Below are 18,212 nucleotides of genomic sequence, written 5' to 3'. Positions count from 1 at the left end.
GAAAGCCCGCTGCGGATCGCAGCGGGCTTCGTCATCGTTCGATTCTGGGTGGTTCGATCAGGAGCGACCTGCGAGCCGGTTCCACCAGCCGCCACGCTTGGGCCGGTTCGGGTCAGGCTCGGTCAGCACGACCGCGACAGGCTCCTCCGCCGGGGCCTTGACCGGGGCGGGCTCGGGCGCCGGGGCAGGCTCGGCCGGGGCTGCGACAGCCTCGGGAGCAGCGGCGACCGAAGCCTCGGCCTTCGCCTCGACCGGCGCCGGAGCGGCTTCGGCGACGGCCTCACCGCCCTCGGTGATCGGCACGACCTTCTTGCGCGAGCGGCTGCGCTTGGGCTTCTCGGCCTCGGCGGGAGCAGCCTCTGCCGCGACCGTCTCGGCCTTGGCTTCGGTCTCCTTGGCGGCCTCGGCCTCGGCCTTCGGCTTGCGGGCGCGGCTGCGCTTCGGCTTGGCGGTCTCGGCGGCAGGCGCCTCGACGACCGGCTCCGGAGCCGCTTCGGCAACGGCTTCGGCGACCGGCTCGGCCGCGGCCGGGGTCACGGCTTCATCGCCGTCTTCCTCGCCCTCGTCGCCTTCGTCATCGCCTTGCGCGCCTTCGAGCTGCTGGCCATGATCGTCACGCTCGCCACCACGCCGACGGCGCCGACGACGGCGGCGGCGACGACCGTTCTCGCCCTCGCCACGTTCGGCCTGGGCCTCGTCGGCGGCAGTCTCGGTGCCGCCGGTCTCGGCGTCGAGAGCGGCCGCTTCCGCGGCGGCGTCAAGCGCCTCGTCGTCGACATCCGACGCGATCGCCTCGGCCTTGAAGCTGGTCGGGATGATCCGGCCTTCATTGCCGACGAACTCGCCGCGCTCGACCTCGAAATAGCGGGTGCCGAGCAGGTTGGCGTCGGTCGAGATCGTGATCGCGATGGCGAAGCGGGTCTCGAGATCGGTGAGATGGGCGCGCTTCTGGTTGAGGACGTAGAGCGCGACCTCCGGCCGGGTGCGGACGGTGAGGTTATGCGAGGCGCTCTTGATCAGCGTCTCCTCCAGCGCGCGCAGGATCTGCAGCGCGACCGAGGGGGTCGAGCGGATCATGCCGGCGCCGGCGCAGTGCGGGCAGGGCACCGAGGACGATTCGAGCACGCCGGTGCGGATGCGCTGGCGCGACATCTCCAGCAGGCCGAAGGCCGAGATGCGGCCGACCTGGATGCGGGCGCGGTCGTCCTTCAGGCACTCCTTCAGCTTCTTCTCGACGGCGCGGTTGTTCCGGTTCTCCTCCATGTCGATGAAATCGATCACGATGAGGCCGGCGAGGTCGCGCAGGCGCAGCTGGCGGGAGATTTCCTCCGCCGCTTCGAGATTGGTCTTGAGGGCGGTGTCCTCGATATTGTGCTCGCGGGTCGAGCGGCCCGAATTGATGTCGATCGCGACCAGCGCTTCCGTCTGGTTGATGACGAGGTAGCCGCCCGACTTCAGCGTGACCGTGTTCGAGAACATCGCGTCGAGCTGGCTCTCGACGCCGAACGCGGCGAAGAGCGGGGTCTGCTCGCGATAGGGCTTCACGCTCTTGGCATGGCTCGGCATGAGCATGCGCATGAAGTCCTTGGCCTCGCGATAGGCGTTCTCGCCGGCGACGTGAACTTCGTCGATATCCTTGTTGTAGAGGTCGCGGATCGAGCGCTTGACGAGGTTGCCCTCCTCATAGACCAGCGCCGGGGCAACCGAGGCCAGCGTCAGCTCGCGCACGCTTTCCCACATGCGCATCAGATATTCGTAGTCGCGCCGGATCTCGACCTTGGTGCGCGAGGCGCCGGCCGTGCGCAGGATCAGGCCCATCCCCTCCGGGACCTCCAGCTCCTGGGCGATCTCCTTCAGGCGCTTGCGGTCCTCGGCATTGGTGATCTTGCGCGAGATGCCGCCGCCCTTGCCGGTGTTCGGCATCAGCACCGAATAGCGGCCGGCGAGCGAGAGATAGGTGGTGAGCGCCGCACCCTTGTTGCCGCGCTCTTCCTTGACGACCTGCACCAGGATGATCTGGCGACGCTTGATCACCTCCTGGATCTTGTACTGGCGGCGCGACTGGCGCTGCGGGCGCTCCGGCATGTCGTCGAGCGCGTCGCCGCCGCCGAGCTGCTCGGGAGCCTCCTCGGCGTCCTCGTCGCCGTTCTCGTCGTCGCCATCGTCCTCGGAGCGCTTGCGGGCCTCAGCCGCAGCGCTCTCCGGCGCTTCGGCCGAAACGACGGTCTCCTCGACCGAGACGCTCGCCTCGACGGTCTCGAAGGTCAGCGGAGCCGCGTTCGGGGCGGCATCCTCGGTGGTCGATTCGGCGACGTCCGGGGCGAAGAACTCGCCGAAGGCCGGGCCGCCCTCGTTGACCATCGCGGCTTCCTTGCCGTCGGTCTCGACCTGTACATCCTCGCTGGTCGCCTCGACCTCGGCCGAGACGGTCTCGTCGGCGGCAGCCTTCTTGGCGCGGTTGTCGCGATCGCCGCGACGGCCGCGGTCACGGCGGCCGCGCTTCTCGCGGCGCTCCTCGTCGCGCTCCTCGTCACGCTCGGCGCGGGCCTCGTCCTCGAGCAGCGCCTGCCGGTCGGCGACCGGAATCTGGTAGTAGTCGGGATGGATCTCGGAGAAGGCGAGGAAGCCGTGGCGGTTGCCGCCATACTCGACGAAGGCCGCCTGGAGCGAGGGCTCCACGCGGGTCACTTTGGCGAGATAGATATTGCCGCGGAGCGGCTTTCGGCTTGCAGACTCGAAATCAAATTCTTCGACGCGGGATCCGCGGACCACCACGACCCGGGTCTCCTCCGGGTGGGTGGCATCGATAAGCATCTTGTTGGCCATAAGAAATTTCCATTGGCGCGGCCGCCAACCAAGGCTGCGCGGCTACGGATGCGAATCCGCTGCCGCGTGCAAGGGCGCCGCGAGAAGGCCGGAGAAAGCCGGCATGTTGCAGGAGGGAGGAGGAAGCGGTCGAGACAGGAAGGCGGCTCGGAACAGCCACTCGGGCGGCAAGCCCGGCGCGGTTCCGCAGGTTCGGACGGTTCACCGATGGTGCTAGCGGCGTCTTATGCCCCGTCATCTGTCCTGACCTGCGATGCTCCGGCCAGGCAGCCAGGCGCATCGCGTTTGCACGCTCGCAAGACAGGGCAGGGCGCAGAAAACACGCAATCCCGATGCCAACCGTCTGCGGACGATCCGTTGCGGTCGTCTTGTTGCCGTCGCTCCGAGGAGGAGCGGCAGCCCAACCTGCTTCGGACGCCGACGGATCGCACGATCCGGATGTGTCTCTCGGGCAGGCTGACAAGCAACCTGTTCCATTACAGACAGGTGATGGTGATTTGCAAGTCACATGACGGCTGCATCGCACCCGGCCCTCGGCAGGACGGTTCACGGTCTCGGGAAGAGGTGGTAACGGGCTGTTAGGATTTCAGCTCCGTTATGGTTAAGCCCTCGTAATAAGAGACGGGATTTTTCAGCTGTTCTCGTGCCTCCACCGCGCCGATTCGAGCCGTTACGATGCGCCGTGGCGATTGCGGGCGCTGCGGAGCGCGTTGGTGGTCGCTTGCCTGCTGGTGGCCGCCGCCATGCCGGTATCGGCGCAGACGAAGGCCGAACCACGGCCGCAGAGCGAATACCCGGTCGCAACCGACGCCCGCATCGAGCAGGCCGGCGAGACCGTTCGCCTGACGATGACGTTGTCTTCGTCGGTTGCGGTCGATGCCTGGGTGCAGGCCGGGCCGGACCGCATCATCGTCGAGTTGCCTTCGACCAATTTCCAGATCCAGCCCGCCGCCAGGCGTAGTGCCGGTTTCGTGAGCGGCTATCGCTTCGGCCTGTTCACCGCCGACAAGGCCCGAATCATCATCGATCTGTCCCATCCCGCGACCATCGCCAGGGCGGAGGTGAAGACGGTGCGCGGCGGCTTCGGCGAGCTGACGATCGAATTGAAGAAGGCGGCGCGTGCGGATTTCCTCGCCGAGGCCGGCAAGGTGCTCAAGCCGGCGCCCGCCGTCCCCACTCCCGTGCCCGCCAAGGCGGCGGGCGAAACCCGCCGCACCATCGTGATCGATCCCGGCCATGGCGGCATCGACCCCGGCGCGACCGTCGCCGCGATCGCCGAGAAAACGGTGGTGCTGGCCTTCGGCAAGGCGCTCAAGGATCAGCTTGAAACCAGCGGCCGCTATCGCGTCGTCATGACCCGTGACGACGACCGTTTCGTCTCGCTCGGCGATCGCGTGCAGATCGGACGCGGAGAGCAGGCCGATCTGTTCATCTCGATTCATGCCGATTCGCTGTCCCAGGCCCAGGAGGTGCGCGGCGCCACGGTCTATACGCGTTCCGAGCGCGCGACCGACGCGGAGGCCGCCCGGCTCGCGGCCAAGGAGAACGAGGCCGATGCTGTCGCCGGCCTGGAGACCAGCGAGGAATTGCAGGACGTCGCCGGCATCCTGATGGATCTCGCCCGGCGCGAGACGCGGACCTTCACCGGGGTTTTCGCGCGCAATCTGGTCGAGAAGCTCGGCGGTTCGATCAAGATGCACAAGATTCCGCTGCGCTCGGCGCGGTTCTGGGTTCTGAGCGCGCCGGATGTGCCGTCGGTTCTGATCGAGCTCGGCTATATGTCGAGCCCGAAGGACGCCGAACTGCTGAACTCGCCGGAATGGCGCGGCAAGGCCGTGGCGGCGGTCTCGGCCGCGATCGACGATTATGTTGCCCGCGAGCGGGCCTCGGTCGGCAAGGCGGCGGAAAGCCGGAACTAAACACCTAGGTCGGGCTGTGATGTCCGGCAAAGCCAGGCTGTCATCCCGTGCGCGCTGCGGCGCGCAGTGCCGCTGCGCAGACACGGGACCGTCACCCGGAAGGGGCGCCGTTTCGGGCGGCGAGGAGGATCGGAGTACGAAGCGGCACGCGGTCCCGTGTCTGCGCAGCGGCATTTCATGCCGCAGCGCGCACGGGATGACAGCGCGGCCTCGCAAGGACGGTGCTAGATGATGCGGAATGTGGTCGTGAGGCCACGGTTCCGCCATCTCCGTCATGTTATAGCTATGATTTGCGAAGCGCCCTGATTTGGCGCCAGCCGATGGCAGTTACGGGGTCCAGGGCCTGAGATGCGGTTCATTCTGCGAATCTTCGGATGGTTGTTCGCCGCCGGCGCGATCGCTTTCGTGATCGGCGCCGCCATCGCGGGCGGCTTGATCTGGCACTACTCGCGCGACCTTCCGGACTACGCCCAGCTCCGGAATTACGAGCCGCCGGTGATGACCCGCGTCCATGCGGGCGACGGCAGCCTGATCGCCGAATATGCGCGCGAGCGGCGCCTCTACCTGCCGATCCAGGCCGTGCCGAAGCTCGTCGTCGACGCCTATCTCTCGGCCGAGGACAAGAATTTCTACAAGCATGTCGGCGTCGATCCGGAAGGCCTGGTTCGTGCCGCGATCTCCAATTTCCGCAACCGCGGCGCGAATCGCCGCCCGCAGGGCGCCTCGACCATCACCCAGCAGGTCGCGAAGAACTTCTTCCTGAGCCCGGAACAGTCGATCGAGCGCAAGATCCGCGAGGCGCTCGTCGCGCTGAAGCTCGAATCGACCTACTCGAAGGACAAGATCCTCGAACTCTACCTGAACGAGATCTATCTCGGCGCGCCGGCGCCGGGGCAGGGCAGCTACGGCATCGCCGCGGCGGCGCTGAACTATTTCGGCAAGTCGGTGCATGAGATCAATCTGCAGGAAGCGGCCTATCTCGCGGCCCTGCCGAAGGCGCCGACCGACCTCCACCCCTTCCGCAACCGCGACCGCGCGATCGAGCGCCGCAACTACGTCATCGACCGCATGGTCGAGAATGGCTACGTCAAGCGCGAGGCGGGCGAGAACGCCAAGAAGCAGCCGCTCGGCGTCAATCCGCGCACGGTCTCGCCGAACCAGATCGCCGCCGGCTATTTCGCCGAGGAGATTCGGCGCGAGTTGCAGGACCGCTATGGCGAGAAGAAGCTGCTGGAAGGCGGCCTCTCGGTCCGTGCCACGGTCGATCCCAAGACGCAGCTGATGGCGCGCAAGGCGCTGGTCGACGGTCTCGTGCGCTTCGACGAGGCGCGCGGCTGGCGCGGCGCCATCCAGAAGATCGATCTCGGCGGCAAGGAGTGGGGCACGGTTGTCGGCGAACTGCCGGTGCTCGGCGACGTCGCGCCGTGGCGGTTGGCCGTGGTGCTCGAGGTCAACGGCGACAGCGCCAGGCTCGGCCTGCATCCGCTGCGCGACAATGCCGGTCATCTCAACAAGGAGCGCCAGATCCTGACGCTCGCCGCCGACGGCATCAAATGGACCCGCCGCGCCCGCGTCTCGCAGGCCGTCTCGGTCGGCGACATCGTCTATGTCGAGCCGATGGACAGCCGGCCGGGCTTCGCGCGGCTGCGGCAATTGCCGGAGGTCAACGGTGCCATCGTCGCGATGGATCCGTTTTCGGGCCGCGTGCTCGCCATGGTCGGTGGCTTCAGCCACGACCAGTCGGAGTTCAACCGCGCGACGCAGGCGCTGCGTCAGCCCGGCTCCTCGTTCAAGCCCTTCGTCTACGCGACCGCGCTCGACAACGGCTACACCCCGTCCAGCATCATCCTGGACGCACCGATCGAGGTCGATCAGGGCCCGGGCCTCGGGATGTGGCGGCCGGAGAACTACGACGGCAAGTCGACCGGCCCGCGCACGCTGCGCTACGGCATCCAGTTCTCGAAGAACCTGATGACGGTGCGGCTCGCCAAGGATGTCGGCATGCCGCTGATCGCGGAGTATTCCCGCCGCTTCGGCATCTATGACGACCTCCAGCCGGTGCTGTCGATGTCGCTCGGTGCCGGCGAGACGACCGTGATGCGTATGACCGCCGCCTATTCGATGCTGGTCAACGGTGGCAAGCGCATCCGGCCGACCTTGATCGACCGTATCCAGGACCGCTCGGGCTCGACGATCTTCCGGCACGACCAGCGGGTCTGCGAGGGCTGCAACGCCGAGAAATGGGCGAACCAGCCCGAACCGCGCCTGGTCGACAACCGCGAGCAGGTTCTCGACCCGCTGACCGCCTACCAGATGGTCTCGATCCTCGAAGGCGTGGTCAATGCCGGCACGGCGACGGTGGTCAAGTCCGTCGGCAAGCCGCTCGCCGGCAAGACCGGCACGACCAACGATGCCAAGGACGTCTGGTTCGTCGGCTTCTCGCCGGACCTCGCCGTCGGCGTCTACATGGGCTTCGACAAGCCGAAATCGCTCGGCACATCGGCGACGGCCGGCCAGTACGCGGCGCCGATCTTCCGCGACTTCATGAGTGTGGCGCTGAAGGAGAAGCCGGCGACGCCGTTCCGTGTTCCGGCCGGCATCAAGCTGATCCGCGTCGACCCTCGCAGCGGCATGCGTGCCGGCGGCGAAGGCGGCATCCTCGAAGCCTTCAAGCCGGGCACGGCGCCGCCGGACAGCTATTCGGTGATCGGCGCCGCCGGTGACGGCAGCGCGCCGCTCAGCGTCGGTCCGGGGGGCGGCGGCCGTGCCGTCGGTTCCGGCACCGGCGGGCTGTACTGAACGCCGCACACATGATTTCAGGCGCCCGGAGTTCATCTCCGGGCGCTGTCTTTTGAGGGCTATGTTCCCGCTGTGGCGGCCGGATGATGCCGCGGGCGTTTACAGCCGGCGCGTTCGCCCCTATCTCAGCCCCCAAGCTCAGTTCACAAGGACGTTCAGACGGAATCATGCGCCCCGAAATCCAAACGCAGCTCGATAACGCCAAGCAGTCGATCGGACTGCTGAGGAGGCATCTTTGACTGGGATCAAGCCCAGCGCCGCCTAGCGGAACTCAACGCCCTCTCCGAGGGTCCCGATTTCTGGAACGATGCCGAAACCGCGCAGAAGCTGATGCGCGAGCGCACCTCGCTGGAAACCCAGATCGAGGGCATCATCAAGCTCGAACGCGAGCTCGATGACGCGCTGACGCTGATCGAGCTCGGCGAGATGGAAAGCGACGACGCCACCGTCACCGAGGGCGAGCAGGCGATCAAGGCCGTGCAAGACGAGGCGGCGCGCCTCCAGGTCGAGACCTTGCTCTCCGGCGAGGCCGACATGCTCGACACCTATGTCGAGATCCATCCCGGCGCGGGCGGCACCGAGAGCCAGGACTGGGCCGAGATGCTGCTGCGCATGTATCGGCGCTGGGGCGAGCGGCGGAAGTTCAAGGTCGAAACGCTCGAATACCAGGACGGCGACACAGCCGGCATCAAGTCGGCGACGCTCCAGTTCAAGGGCCATAACGCCTATGGCTGGCTGAAGACCGAATCGGGCGTGCACCGGCTGGTGCGCATCTCGCCCTTCGACTCCAATGCGAGACGCCAGACCTCGTTTGCGTCGATCTGGGTCTATCCCGTCGTCGACGACCGCATCGTCATCGACATCAACGAATCGGACTGCCGCATCGACACCTATCGGGCGCAGGGGGCCGGCGGCCAGCACATCAACACGACGGATTCGGCCGTGCGCATCACGCATATCCCGACCGGCATCGCGGTGTCCTGCCAGCAGGAGCGCTCGCAGCACAAGAACCGGGCCAAGGCCTGGGACATGCTGCGCGCCCGCCTCTACGAAGTTGAGCTGAAGAAGCGCGAGGACAAGGCGAATGCCGAGCAGGCCTCCAAGACCGATATCGGCTGGGGCCACCAGATCCGCTCCTATGTGCTGCAGCCCTACCAGCTTGTGAAGGATCTGCGCACGGGCGTCAGCTCGACGGCGCCGTCCGAGGTGCTCGACGGCGATCTCGACGCCTTCATGGAAGCGTCGCTGGCACAGCGCGTCTACGGAACGCAGGTCGACGTCGAGGACATCGACTGACTTCGGGCTCCAAGCCGGACTGCAAACAAAAAGGCCGCGCTTCGAGCGCGGCCTTTTTCGTTTAGGGGCGTTCTCTCAGAGCGCGTTCGCGAGCAGCTTGCCGCCGGCACGCAGGAAGCGGGTCGGGTCGACCGGCTCGTCGTTGATCCGGGTTTCGTAGTGCAGGTGCGGGCCGGTCGAGCGGCCGGTGGACCCGACCCGGCCGACCACCGTGCCGGCCTTGACCATCTGGCCGGTCGTGACCGAGATCGCCGACATATGGGCGTAGCGGGTGGTCAGGCCATTGGCATGCTCGACCTCGACCATGTTGCCGTAGCCGCCATTGTACTCGGCGACCACGACCTTGCCCGGCGCGGTCGCCATGATCGAGGAGCCGGTCTCGGCCCGGAAATCGACGCCGGTATGCATCGCGAGGCCGCGGGTGAACGGGTCGGTGCGGTAGCCGTAATTCGAGGAAAAGTCGTGGTCGCCCGCCATCGGCCGGGCGAGCGGCAACTGGTCGATCACCCCGCGCAGGCGCATGACCGCCGCCAGGCGCGGCTGGAGGGCGTTGAGGGTGGCCGCGAAGGGACCTTCCGACGGATCGAGCTTCACCGGCACGAACGGTCCGCCCATGCCGCCGGTCGCGGAGGCCGGAGCGGCTAGGCGCTCGAGATCCAGCCCGGTTTCGGCGAGTGCGCTGCGCAGGCGCTTCTGAGCGGCCGCGACACGCTCGTCCATGTCCTTCAAGGCCGAAAGCTGGGCGTCCGAGCTTCTCGCCATGGCGCCGTCGAGCCTGGTCAGCGCGGCATCGACGCGCTTGGCCGGCGGTTCGGCCGGCGGGGTTTCGCCGGATTGCCAGCCGCCCGCCGCGCCGCCATCGGCGCCACGCAGCGAAGGCGTCTCGGGCGCCGGCGTCGGCTTATTCGGCAGGATCGGGGCGAAGCTGGTCACGCCGGAGGCGCGGATCGGTTCGCCGGGCTTGATGACCTGCGAGCGCAGGGGCAGCTTCGCGGCCGGGATCAAGCCGCTGGATTGGAGGGTGTCGGTCAGGGCGGCGACCAGCGACTGGCGCGATTCGAGCTCGGCCTGCCGGCTGGCGAGTTCATCGACGCGCGACTCAACGCCATCCTGGTCGAGCAGGGCGCGGCTGGCGTAGCGGTCGATATCGGCCCGCAACGCGGAAATCCGATCCTCATAGGCATACTGGCGCGAGGTCTCGCGGGCGATCAGCCTGGCGGCGAGATCGTCGCGGCTGAGGATGTACCAGCCGGCGCCGCCGCTGCAGGCCGTGCTCAGGGCCAGCCAGGCCAGTCCCGCGAGCATGGTGGAGCGGCGCACCGTATAGGTCTTGTGGACGACGAGGCCGACGGTCGAGAGGGCGGGGGCTGTCTGGGACTGATGATTCATACGCGGAACCGGTAATCACGCTGCCGATACCGTCATCAGACATTGTTAGGGTTAATCTTTCGCAAATCCCGGCCGATGCAACGCCTCTGCAATGCTTCAAAACGTCAAAGCGCCTGCGCTGCCGCGAGGACCTCCTCGGCGTGGCCGGCGACCTTGACCTTGCGCCAGATCCGGGCGAGGTGGCCCTCGGCATCGATCAGGAAGGTCGACCGTTCGACCCCCATATACTTGCGGCCATAGAGGCTCTTCTCGACCCATATGCCATAGGCGTTCGCCAGCGCTTGCGCCTCGTCTGCAAGCAGGGGGAAGTCGAGTTCGTACTTGCGCTTGAAATTGCCGTGCTTCTTCGCCGAATCGGGCGAAACGCCGATGATTTCCGTGCCGCAGGCCGTGAATTCCCGGCGCAGGCGGTTGAAGGCGATCGCCTCCTCGGTGCAGGCCGGGGTGTTGTCCTTGGGATAGGCATAGAGCACGACCTTGCGGCCGCGCAGCGCGCTCAGGCTGATCTCGCCCCCGCCATCGCGGGGCAGCGTGAAGTTCGGCGCCGGATCGCCCTCCTGCAAAGTCATGGCCATTGCCTTCCTTTCGTCGCCTTCTCGCTGCATGGAGCGCTCGACCCGGCAAGGCGGGGCGGCTCGTGGCAGCAGCCAGCGAAACGTCGGATGCCTCCGTTTCCGGATTGCCGAATCGCTTCGTCTGACCGCATCGACATGCATGCCGCCTTCAGGGATTGCGGCAAGGGGCGATCGGCCGCACCCTGACACGAGCCGGCACAGGCGCCGAAGAGGACCACGCGGATTTTGGCCGACCACGAAGCAAAGGCTGCGGCTGCCGGGCAAGACGATGTTTCGCCCGCGGGCGAAGCCTGTGATGTCGCGGCCGTGAAGCGGCGGGCCAAGGCCGGGCTCGCCCTGGTCTGCGTCGCCGTCACGGTCGCCCTTGTGGTGCTGGCCGGTGCGGCGGCGACGCTGCTGGCCACCGGCATCGTTCCGCTCTCGGGTTTCGAGGGACGCATCACCGCCGCCATCGAGGAGAGGCTCGGTCCTGACTGGAAAGTCGCGGCCGCCGCCGCCGAGCTCGGCCGTATCGACGGACGTTCCCAGCTTCGGGTGCGGCAGGTTTCGTTCCAGCATGTCAGCGGCGCCGTGATCCGGGCGCCCGAAGCCGTCCTCGGCTATGCGCCGATGGCGCTGCTTACGGGCGATATCCGGCTCGTCTCCGTCGATCTGCGCGGCGTCAATGTCCGGCTCGGCGTCACCAAGGACGGCGCGCTGGTGGTCAATGCCGATTCGGCGCCGGCCGAGGCACCACCCCAGCCGACCGTGCCGGATGCCGCGCAATGGAACGCCTTCACCGGCATCATGAGCGCGATCTCGACGCTGGCGCGCGGCGACGGCCTCCTCGGTGCGCTCGAGGAAGCCGGCATCAACGGCGCGCGGTTGTCCCTCGTCGACCCGGACGGGCGCCAGAAGGCCGGGCTGGAAGATGTCGAGATCAGGCTGACCCGCATCGCCGAGCGTGGCACGCGGATGACGATGAAGGGGCGGACCGGCCAGCGCTGGAAGGAATTGGCGGTCGATATGTCGACCGAGCCCGACGGCACGCAGCGCGCCGATATCGATATCCTGCGCTTTGAGCCCGCCGAGGTGGTCGCGCTCGCCTTCGGGACCGGCGGCGTCCTGGTCGAGGGCCTGCCGATGCAGGGCCGTGCGACGCTTCGGCAATCCCCGGACGGCAAGAAGTCCATCACGGCGCGGATCGCGGTTCGTGCCGGCACGCTGCGCTTCCCGGAAGGCCCGGTCTCGCCCTTCGCGGTGGATTCGGCCGATCTCGAGCTGGCGAGCGGCGCCGACCTGTCCGAGCTCAATATCGTGCGCAGCGAGATCAAGGCCGGGGCCACGCAGTTTTCGGCAACGGGCTCGTTGCGGGAGGATGATGGCGGTTGGCGTATAGCGCTCGACGGCAAGGGCCAGCTCGCCGGGATCGACGCCGATCCGCCGGTCCAGATCGACAGCCTGAAAGCGACGCTGAAGCTGGACCATGCCAACAATGCCGTGACCATCGATTCGTTGTCCCTGCGCGGGCCGGTCGCGTCCGTCGACATGTCGGCCCTGGTCCAACGGGTGAACGGTTCTCCGCTGCAGCGCTTCGCGATCAAGGCGACGAATTCCGATGCCCGCTCGCTTCTCGCGATCTGGCCGGGCTTTACCTCGCCGCAGGTGCACGACACGCTGCGCCGCCAGCTCGCGGCGGGGCGTCTCAAGTCGCTGTCGGTCGATCTCGATTTGGCGCCGGAGGATCATGCCCGCCTAGTCAAGGGCGAGGGCATGCCCGATGCCTCGCTCTCGGTGATGATCGATGCCGACCGGGTCCGATACCTTCCCGATCCGGGACTTCCGCCTCTGACGGACGCGACCGTGACCGGACGCGTCGGCGGGCGCACCGTCCAGCTCGCCATCGGCAAGGCCACGGCCGAGCTCGGCGGTGGCCGCCAGCTTCAGTTGAGCGAGGGCAGCTTTGCCATGCCCGATTACCATCAGCTTCGCGCGCAGGCTCGGATCGGCTTCCGCGCGGTCGGCGCGATGGATGCGCTGGCGGCGCTGTTCGCCTTCCCATCCCTGAAAGATTTCACCCCCGGCAAGATCGACCCGGCGGCGATCAAGGGTACGAACGACCTGAAGGTCGGCATCGCTCTGCCGCTCGCAGACGACCTGAAGCCGGACGAGGTCATTGTCACCGCCACGGGCACGCTTGCGAATGTCGCGTCTGATACGCTGCTGGGCACGGAGAAGCTCGATTCTGGTACCTTCGCCGTCAATGTCGACCGCAACGGGCTGCTGCTGCGCGGCGATGCGCGCGTCGGTGGCGACAAGGCGCAGGTCGAGCTCAAGCAGAACGGCAAGGGCCAGGGCGAGGCGACGCTCCAGCTCGCGCTCGATGCGGCCGCGCGGCAGCGGCGCGGCTTCGGGAGCGACACCGGCATTTCCGGGACATTGCCGGTGAGGGTGGTCAAGCCGCTCGGCAAGGGCGCGGAGCAGCCGCCGCGCGTCGAGATCGACCTGGCCAAGGTCGCCCTCGACGGCGTCGTGCCGGGCCTGAGCAAGCCGGCGGGGCGGCCCGGCAAGGTCTCGTTCGCCTATGTCGCCGACCCGGACGGGCCCGATCTCGAGGATTTTTCATTCGAGGCTGGCTCGGCCCTGATCAAGGGACGCATGGAGCTGAACAAGCAGAACGGGCTGGACAGCGCGAGCTTCTCGCAGTTCCGCCTCTCGCCCGGCGACAACCTCAAGATCGATGCCAAGCGCGACGGCAATGTCGTCAAGCTGACGGTGCGCGGCGCTGTCGCGGACCTGCGCCCCTTCATCAAGGACCTGCAAGGCCCGGGCTCATCGGGCAAGGGCGACAAGTCCGGAGCCAAGGGCGGCGACTACGATATAGATCTCGACGTACCGATCCTGACCGGCTTCAACAACGAGGCTATCACCAACGGAACCCTGAAATTCGCCAAGCGCGGCGGCGAAATCCGCTCGGCCAACTTCCAGGGGCGGATCGGCCGGGCCGATGTCTCGGCCCGGCAAGGCCGGCAGGGCGAGGGCGGGAAGCTGATCGTACAGTCGGAAAACGGGGGCTCGCTGCTGCGCTTCCTCGACCTCTACAACAAGGCCCATGGCGGCGATCTCGTGCTGACATTGGGGCCGGGGGAGAGCCAGAGCGGTGACCTGCTGTTCCGCAATTTCCTGGTTCGGGACGAACCGGCGCTGCGCCGCGTTGTCAGCTCGCAGCCGGCGAACACCTTTGCCGGCGACAGTGCGGCTGAGCCGCGCATCGATGTCAGCGAAGTCGCCTTCACCAAGCTCAAGGCCGAGTTCACCCGCTCTGCCAGCCGGCTCGATGTCTCCGAGATGGTGATCTGGGGGCAGCAGGTCGGATTCACGCTGCAGGGCCATGTCGATTACGGCCGCGACCGCGTCGATATCGGCGGGACCTTCGTGCCTGGCTACGCCTTCAACAATGCCTTCGCGCAGGTGCCGGTGGTCGGTGCGCTGCTTGGCGGCGGCAGTCAGTATGGCGGGCTCTTCGCGGTGAATTTCCGAATCTCAGGCGCCGCCAGCGCGCCGACCATGTCGATCAATCCGCTCTCGGCGCTGGCGCCCGGCATCCTGCGGCGCTTCGTCGATCCGCTCGGCGGCGCCCCGGCGCAGAAGCCGGTCCAGCCCCGGCAGACGCAGCCGCGCTGAGGCGCGTGTCTTCCCGCACGCGCTGCGGCACGAAGTGCTGCTGCGCAGATGCGGGACCGTCCGCAGGAAAGGCGCCTTCTCGTCGCGCGGTCCCGTGTCTGCGGCGCATCGCTGCGCGCTGCACCGCGCACGGGAGGACAGGTGGAGAGCTTATTCCGGCCGCAGCAGGATGTGCTTCTTCTTGCCGAAAGAGAGCTTGATCACGCCTTCCGAGGTGAGATCGCCGAGGCCGAGCGAGGCACGCTCGTCCGTAACCACCACGTCGTTGACACGCAGGCCCCCGGCCTTGACCTGACGGCGGGCCTCGCCGGTCGAGGGCACGAGCCCGGCCTTGACGAAGGCGGTGAGCACACCGACGCCCGGCTCGATCTCAGCCCGCGCGATCGCGACGCTCGGCAGGTCGGCGGCAAGCGCGCCTTCCTCGAAGGTCTTGCGTGCGGTTTCGGCGGCGGCCTCGGCTGCCTCGCGGCCATGGACGATCGCCGTGATCTCGGTGGCGAGGATCTTCTTCGCCTCGTTCAATTCGGCGCCGCCGAGCGCGGCGAGCCTGGCGATCTCGTCCAGCGGCAGGCGCGTGAACACCTTGAGGAAGCGGCCGACATCGGCGTCCTCGGTGTTGCGGAAATACTGCCAGAAATCATAGGGGCTGAAGACGTCGGCATTGAGCCAGACCGCGCCATTGGCGGTCTTGCCCATCTTGGCGCCCGACGAAGTCGTCAGCAGCGGCGTCGTCAGGCAGTAGAGCTGCGGGCCGCCCATCCGGTGCGAGAGATCGACGCCGTTGATGATGTTGCCCCACTGGTCGGAGCCGCCCATCTGCAGGCGGCAGCCATGACGCCGGTTGAGCTCCGTGAAGTCGTAGCCCTGCATGATCATGTAGTTGAACTCGAGGAAGGACAGCGACTGCTCGCGGTCGAGCCTCAGCTTCACCGAATCGAAGGAGAGCATGCGGTTGACCGAGAAATGCCGGCCGACATCACGCAGGAACTCGACATAGTTCAGCTTCAAGAGCCAATCGGCATTGTTGGCCATCATCGCATCGGTCGGCCCGTCGCCATAGCGCAGGATGCGGCCGAAGACTCGCTTGATGCTCTCGATATTGGTGGCGATCTCCTCGACCGTGAGCAGCTTGCGCTGGTCGTCGCGGAAGGAGGGGTCGCCGACCATGGAGGTGCCGCCGCCCATCAGCGTGATCGGGCGGTGGCCGGTCTCCTGGAACCAGTAGAGCATCGTCAGCGAGATCAGGTTGCCGATATGGATCGACGTTGCCGTCGCGTCATAGCCGACATAGGCCGTCTGGGTTCCCTGCCGGCACAGAGCATCGAGGCCTTCCGCGTCGGAGACCTGATGGATGAGGCCGCGCTCGTCGAGGACGCGCAGGAAATCGGACTTGTAGGTGGTCATGGCGGGGCTCGATGACTTTTCAGTTTTGCCGTCATGGTCGGGCTTGTCCCGACCATCCACGTCTTCCCCTTGGAGGGGCGGTGTTCAAGACGTGGATGCTCGCCACAAGGGCGAGCATGACGCGGTTGTTATTCCCAAGGCGGCGCTCAGACCTGTTCCTGCTCGGTCTTGAGGATCTCCGGGCCGACCTTGGCGTCGAGATAGGCGCCGACCTGGCTCATCAGCACATCGACCTTGCCGTCGAAGAAGTGGTTGGCGCCGTCCACGACCGTATGCTCGATCTGGATGCCCTTCTGGGTCTTCACCTTCTCGATCACCGCCATGACTTCCTTGACCGGCGCGACGCGGTCCTCGGAGCCATGGACGAACAGGCCGGAGGACGGGCAGGGCGCGAGGAACGAGAAGTCGTAGCGGTTGGCCATCGCCGCGATCGAGAGGAAGCCCTCGATCTCCGGGCGGCGCATCAGCAGCTGCATGCCGATCCAGGCGCCGAAGGAGACGCCGGAGATCCAGCAGCTCTTGGCCTCGGGGTTCAGCGCCTGCATCCAGTCGAGCGCCGCTGCCGCGTCCGAGAGCTCGCCCGCGCCATGGTCGAAATGGCCCTGGCTGCGGCCGACGCCGCGGAAATTGAAGCGCAGCGCCGAGAAGCCGCGGTTCACGAATGTGTAGAACAGGTTGTAGACGATCTGGTTGTTCATCGTCCCGCCGAATTGCGGGTGCGGGTGCAGGATGATCGCAAGCGGCGCACCCCGCTTCTTGGCGGGCTGGTAGCGACCCTCGATCCGGCCTGCGGGCCCGTTGAAGATAACCTCTGGCATCGTCTCACCGCTTCTTGCGGCAGCGCCGGCGCGGGCGGGCAGAAAGCGGGCGCATGCCTGCTCGAAACCCGGCCACCCTTGACGGCGCCACCAAGCGCGCCCTAGATGAAGAGCGCTTAGAATAGTTCTAACAGCCGTGAACAAGTCGAGAACAAAACGATGGATCGCCCGAGCGAACCGCGTTTCGACCGTTCCGGCCGGTTCGGATGGGCGGCTATAGCACGGCGCACAGGTGCGATTTCAAGCATTTCGTATCAGAGGTCGGCAATGACGAGGATGGAGCAGGCAGGATCGTGACGGCGGGACGCGCCTATCTCGACCATAACGCCACTGCCCCGGTGCGCCCGGAGGTGGTGGAAGCGGTCGCGCATGCGCTTTTGCTGCCGGGCAATCCGTCCTCCGTCCATGGCGAAGGGCGTGCCGCGCGAGCCGCCATGGAGCGGGCGCGCGAGCAGGTCGCGAAGCTCTTCGGCGCCAAGGCCTCGAACGTCGTCTTCACCAGCGGCGGCACGGAAGCGAACGTCGCGGTGCTCTCGCCCGGCCTGATGGATTGCGACGGCGGCCGTGATTGCGTGCGGACGCCCGCGACGCTTCTCCTGCATAGCGCGACCGAGCATGCCTGCGTGCGCGAGGGGCATCGTTTCCCGGCTGCCGCCGTCGAGGCGATCCCGGTCGATGCGAGCGGGCTGGTCGATCTCGCCTGGCTCGATGCCCGGCTGACGCGTTTCGTCGCCGAGAATCCCGGTGCCCGCGCGCTCGTCTCGATCCATCTCGCCAATAACGAGACCGGCGTGATCCAGCCGATCGCCGAGGCGGCCGCGATTGTTCATCGCCATGGCGGCCTCATGCATAGCGATGCCGTGCAGGCGGCCGGCAAGATCGCCATCGATATAGCGGCGCTCGGCGCCGACGTGCTCACCCTATCAGCCCACAAGATCGGCGGGCCGAAGGGCATCGGCGCGATCGTCTTCCGCACCGGCGCACTCGAACTCGCCGACAAGCCTCAGCGCGGCGGCGGGCAGGAGCGCGGCTGGCGTGCCGGCACCGAAAACCTGCCGGGAATCATCGGTTTCGGCGCGGCGGCTGAGATCGCTGGCAAGGTCCTGGCAGACGAAGCTGTCCGGCTTTCAGGTTTGCGTGACCGCCTGGAGGCGGGGATTGCAGCGCTGTCGTCTGAGACGATGATCTTCGCTCAGGCTGCACCGCGCCTGCCCAATACCAGCGCGTTCGCGACGCCGGGCCTCAAGGCCGAGACCGTGTTGATCAAGCTCGACCTTGCCGGTGCGGCGCTCTCGTCCGGCTCGGCCTGCTCCTCTGGCAAAGTCAAGCGCTCGCATGTGCTCGATGCGATGAAAATCGACCCCGCCATGAGCGCAGGGGCCTTGCGGGCATCGCTCGGATGGACCACCTGCGAGGCGGATATCGATCTCTTTCTCGCGGCCTACGAAAAGCTCGTGACCGCGCAAGCCGATCGGGGCGCCCGGGCTGCCGCCTGACGCGTTCCGCAAAACGAAGACCAAACC

At 67.0% G+C, this 18,212-nt stretch carries 10 protein-coding genes; 5 read left to right on the top strand and 5 right to left on the bottom strand.

What is annotated here, in order from left to right:
* Positions 1–57: 57 nt before the first annotated feature.
* Entirely contained in the window at positions 58–2,826 is a 2,769-nt protein-coding gene (locus tag ACODTJ_RS15035) for an Rne/Rng family ribonuclease (protein ID WP_454656849.1), read from the bottom strand.
* A gap of 713 nt (positions 2,827–3,539) precedes the next feature.
* Between ACODTJ_RS15035 and ACODTJ_RS15030 the strand changes: the two genes are divergently transcribed.
* The 3 genes from ACODTJ_RS15030 to prfB all read left to right on the top strand — a co-directional run bounded on the left by ACODTJ_RS15030 (position 3,540) and on the right by prfB (position 8,840).
* Positions 3,540–4,745, top strand: a complete 1,206-nt coding sequence (locus ACODTJ_RS15030) for an N-acetylmuramoyl-L-alanine amidase (protein WP_488849258.1) — start codon at positions 3,540–3,542, stop codon at positions 4,743–4,745.
* 348 nt (positions 4,746–5,093) lie between these two features.
* Positions 5,094–7,544: a penicillin-binding protein 1A gene (locus ACODTJ_RS15025; RefSeq protein WP_488849256.1), complete on the top strand. Its 2,451-nt coding sequence runs from the start codon at positions 5,094–5,096 to the stop codon at positions 7,542–7,544.
* A 167-nt stretch (positions 7,545–7,711) separates the two neighbouring features.
* A protein-coding gene (prfB, locus tag ACODTJ_RS15020; protein WP_454656852.1) for a peptide chain release factor 2 occupies positions 7,712–8,840 on the top strand; the annotation gives its coding sequence in 2 pieces (ribosomal slippage) (positions 7,712–7,780 and positions 7,782–8,840; 1,128 coding nt in all).
* 75 nt (positions 8,841–8,915) lie between these two features.
* On the opposite strand, the gene ACODTJ_RS15015 is transcribed toward prfB, so the two are convergent.
* Both ACODTJ_RS15015 and ACODTJ_RS15010 read right to left on the bottom strand, forming a co-directional pair.
* Positions 8,916–10,229: a M23 family metallopeptidase gene (locus ACODTJ_RS15015; protein WP_454656853.1), complete on the bottom strand. Its 1,314-nt coding sequence runs from the start codon at positions 10,227–10,229 to the stop codon at positions 8,916–8,918.
* A gap of 104 nt (positions 10,230–10,333) precedes the next feature.
* Complete coding sequence (locus ACODTJ_RS15010; RefSeq protein ID WP_454656854.1) at positions 10,334–10,798, bottom strand: peroxiredoxin; 465 nt, start codon at positions 10,796–10,798, stop codon at positions 10,334–10,336.
* A gap of 231 nt (positions 10,799–11,029) precedes the next feature.
* Between ACODTJ_RS15010 and ACODTJ_RS15005 the strand changes: the two genes are divergently transcribed.
* A complete protein-coding gene (locus ACODTJ_RS15005; protein WP_454656855.1) occupies positions 11,030–14,467 on the top strand; it encodes a hypothetical protein in 3,438 nt (1,145 codons plus the stop codon).
* Between the two features lie 150 nt (positions 14,468–14,617).
* On the opposite strand, the gene tyrS is transcribed toward ACODTJ_RS15005, so the two are convergent.
* Positions 14,618–15,871 carry a tyrosine--tRNA ligase gene (gene tyrS, locus ACODTJ_RS15000; RefSeq protein ID WP_454656856.1) on the bottom strand — a complete coding sequence of 418 codons (1,254 nt, stop codon included), beginning with the start codon at positions 15,869–15,871 and terminating at the stop codon, positions 14,618–14,620.
* A 146-nt stretch (positions 15,872–16,017) separates the two neighbouring features.
* Positions 16,018–16,689: an alpha/beta hydrolase gene (locus ACODTJ_RS14995; RefSeq protein WP_454656857.1), complete on the bottom strand. Its 672-nt coding sequence runs from the start codon at positions 16,687–16,689 to the stop codon at positions 16,018–16,020.
* A 290-nt stretch (positions 16,690–16,979) separates the two neighbouring features.
* Here ACODTJ_RS14995 and ACODTJ_RS14990 point away from each other — a divergent pair, with 290 nt between their 5' ends.
* On the top strand, positions 16,980–18,185 hold the full coding sequence (locus ACODTJ_RS14990; RefSeq protein ID WP_454658990.1) for a cysteine desulfurase family protein: 1,206 nt from the start codon (positions 16,980–16,982) through the stop codon (positions 18,183–18,185).
* Positions 18,186–18,212 lie beyond the last annotated feature (27 nt).

The organism is Allobosea sp. FG18, assembly GCF_057809495.1.
This window is presented reverse-complemented; position numbering and strand designations above follow the sequence as displayed.

What these genes read in the sequence shown, in the direction of transcription:
- ACODTJ_RS15025 (WP_488849256.1), top strand. Translation starts at nt 5,094, where the DNA reads ATGCGGTTCATTCTGCGAATCTTCGGATGGTTGTTCGCCGCCGGCGCG.
- ACODTJ_RS14995 (WP_454656857.1), bottom strand. Translation starts at nt 16,689, where the DNA reads ATGCCAGAGGTTATCTTCAACGGGCCCGCAGGCCGGATCGAGGGTCGC.
- tyrS (WP_454656856.1), bottom strand. Translation starts at nt 15,871, where the DNA reads ATGACCACCTACAAGTCCGATTTCCTGCGCGTCCTCGACGAGCGCGGC.
- ACODTJ_RS15035 (WP_454656849.1), bottom strand. Translation starts at nt 2,826, where the DNA reads ATGGCCAACAAGATGCTTATCGATGCCACCCACCCGGAGGAGACCCGG.
- ACODTJ_RS15010 (WP_454656854.1), bottom strand. Translation starts at nt 10,798, where the DNA reads ATGACTTTGCAGGAGGGCGATCCGGCGCCGAACTTCACGCTGCCCCGC.
- ACODTJ_RS15015 (WP_454656853.1), bottom strand. Translation starts at nt 10,229, where the DNA reads ATGAATCATCAGTCCCAGACAGCCCCCGCCCTCTCGACCGTCGGCCTC.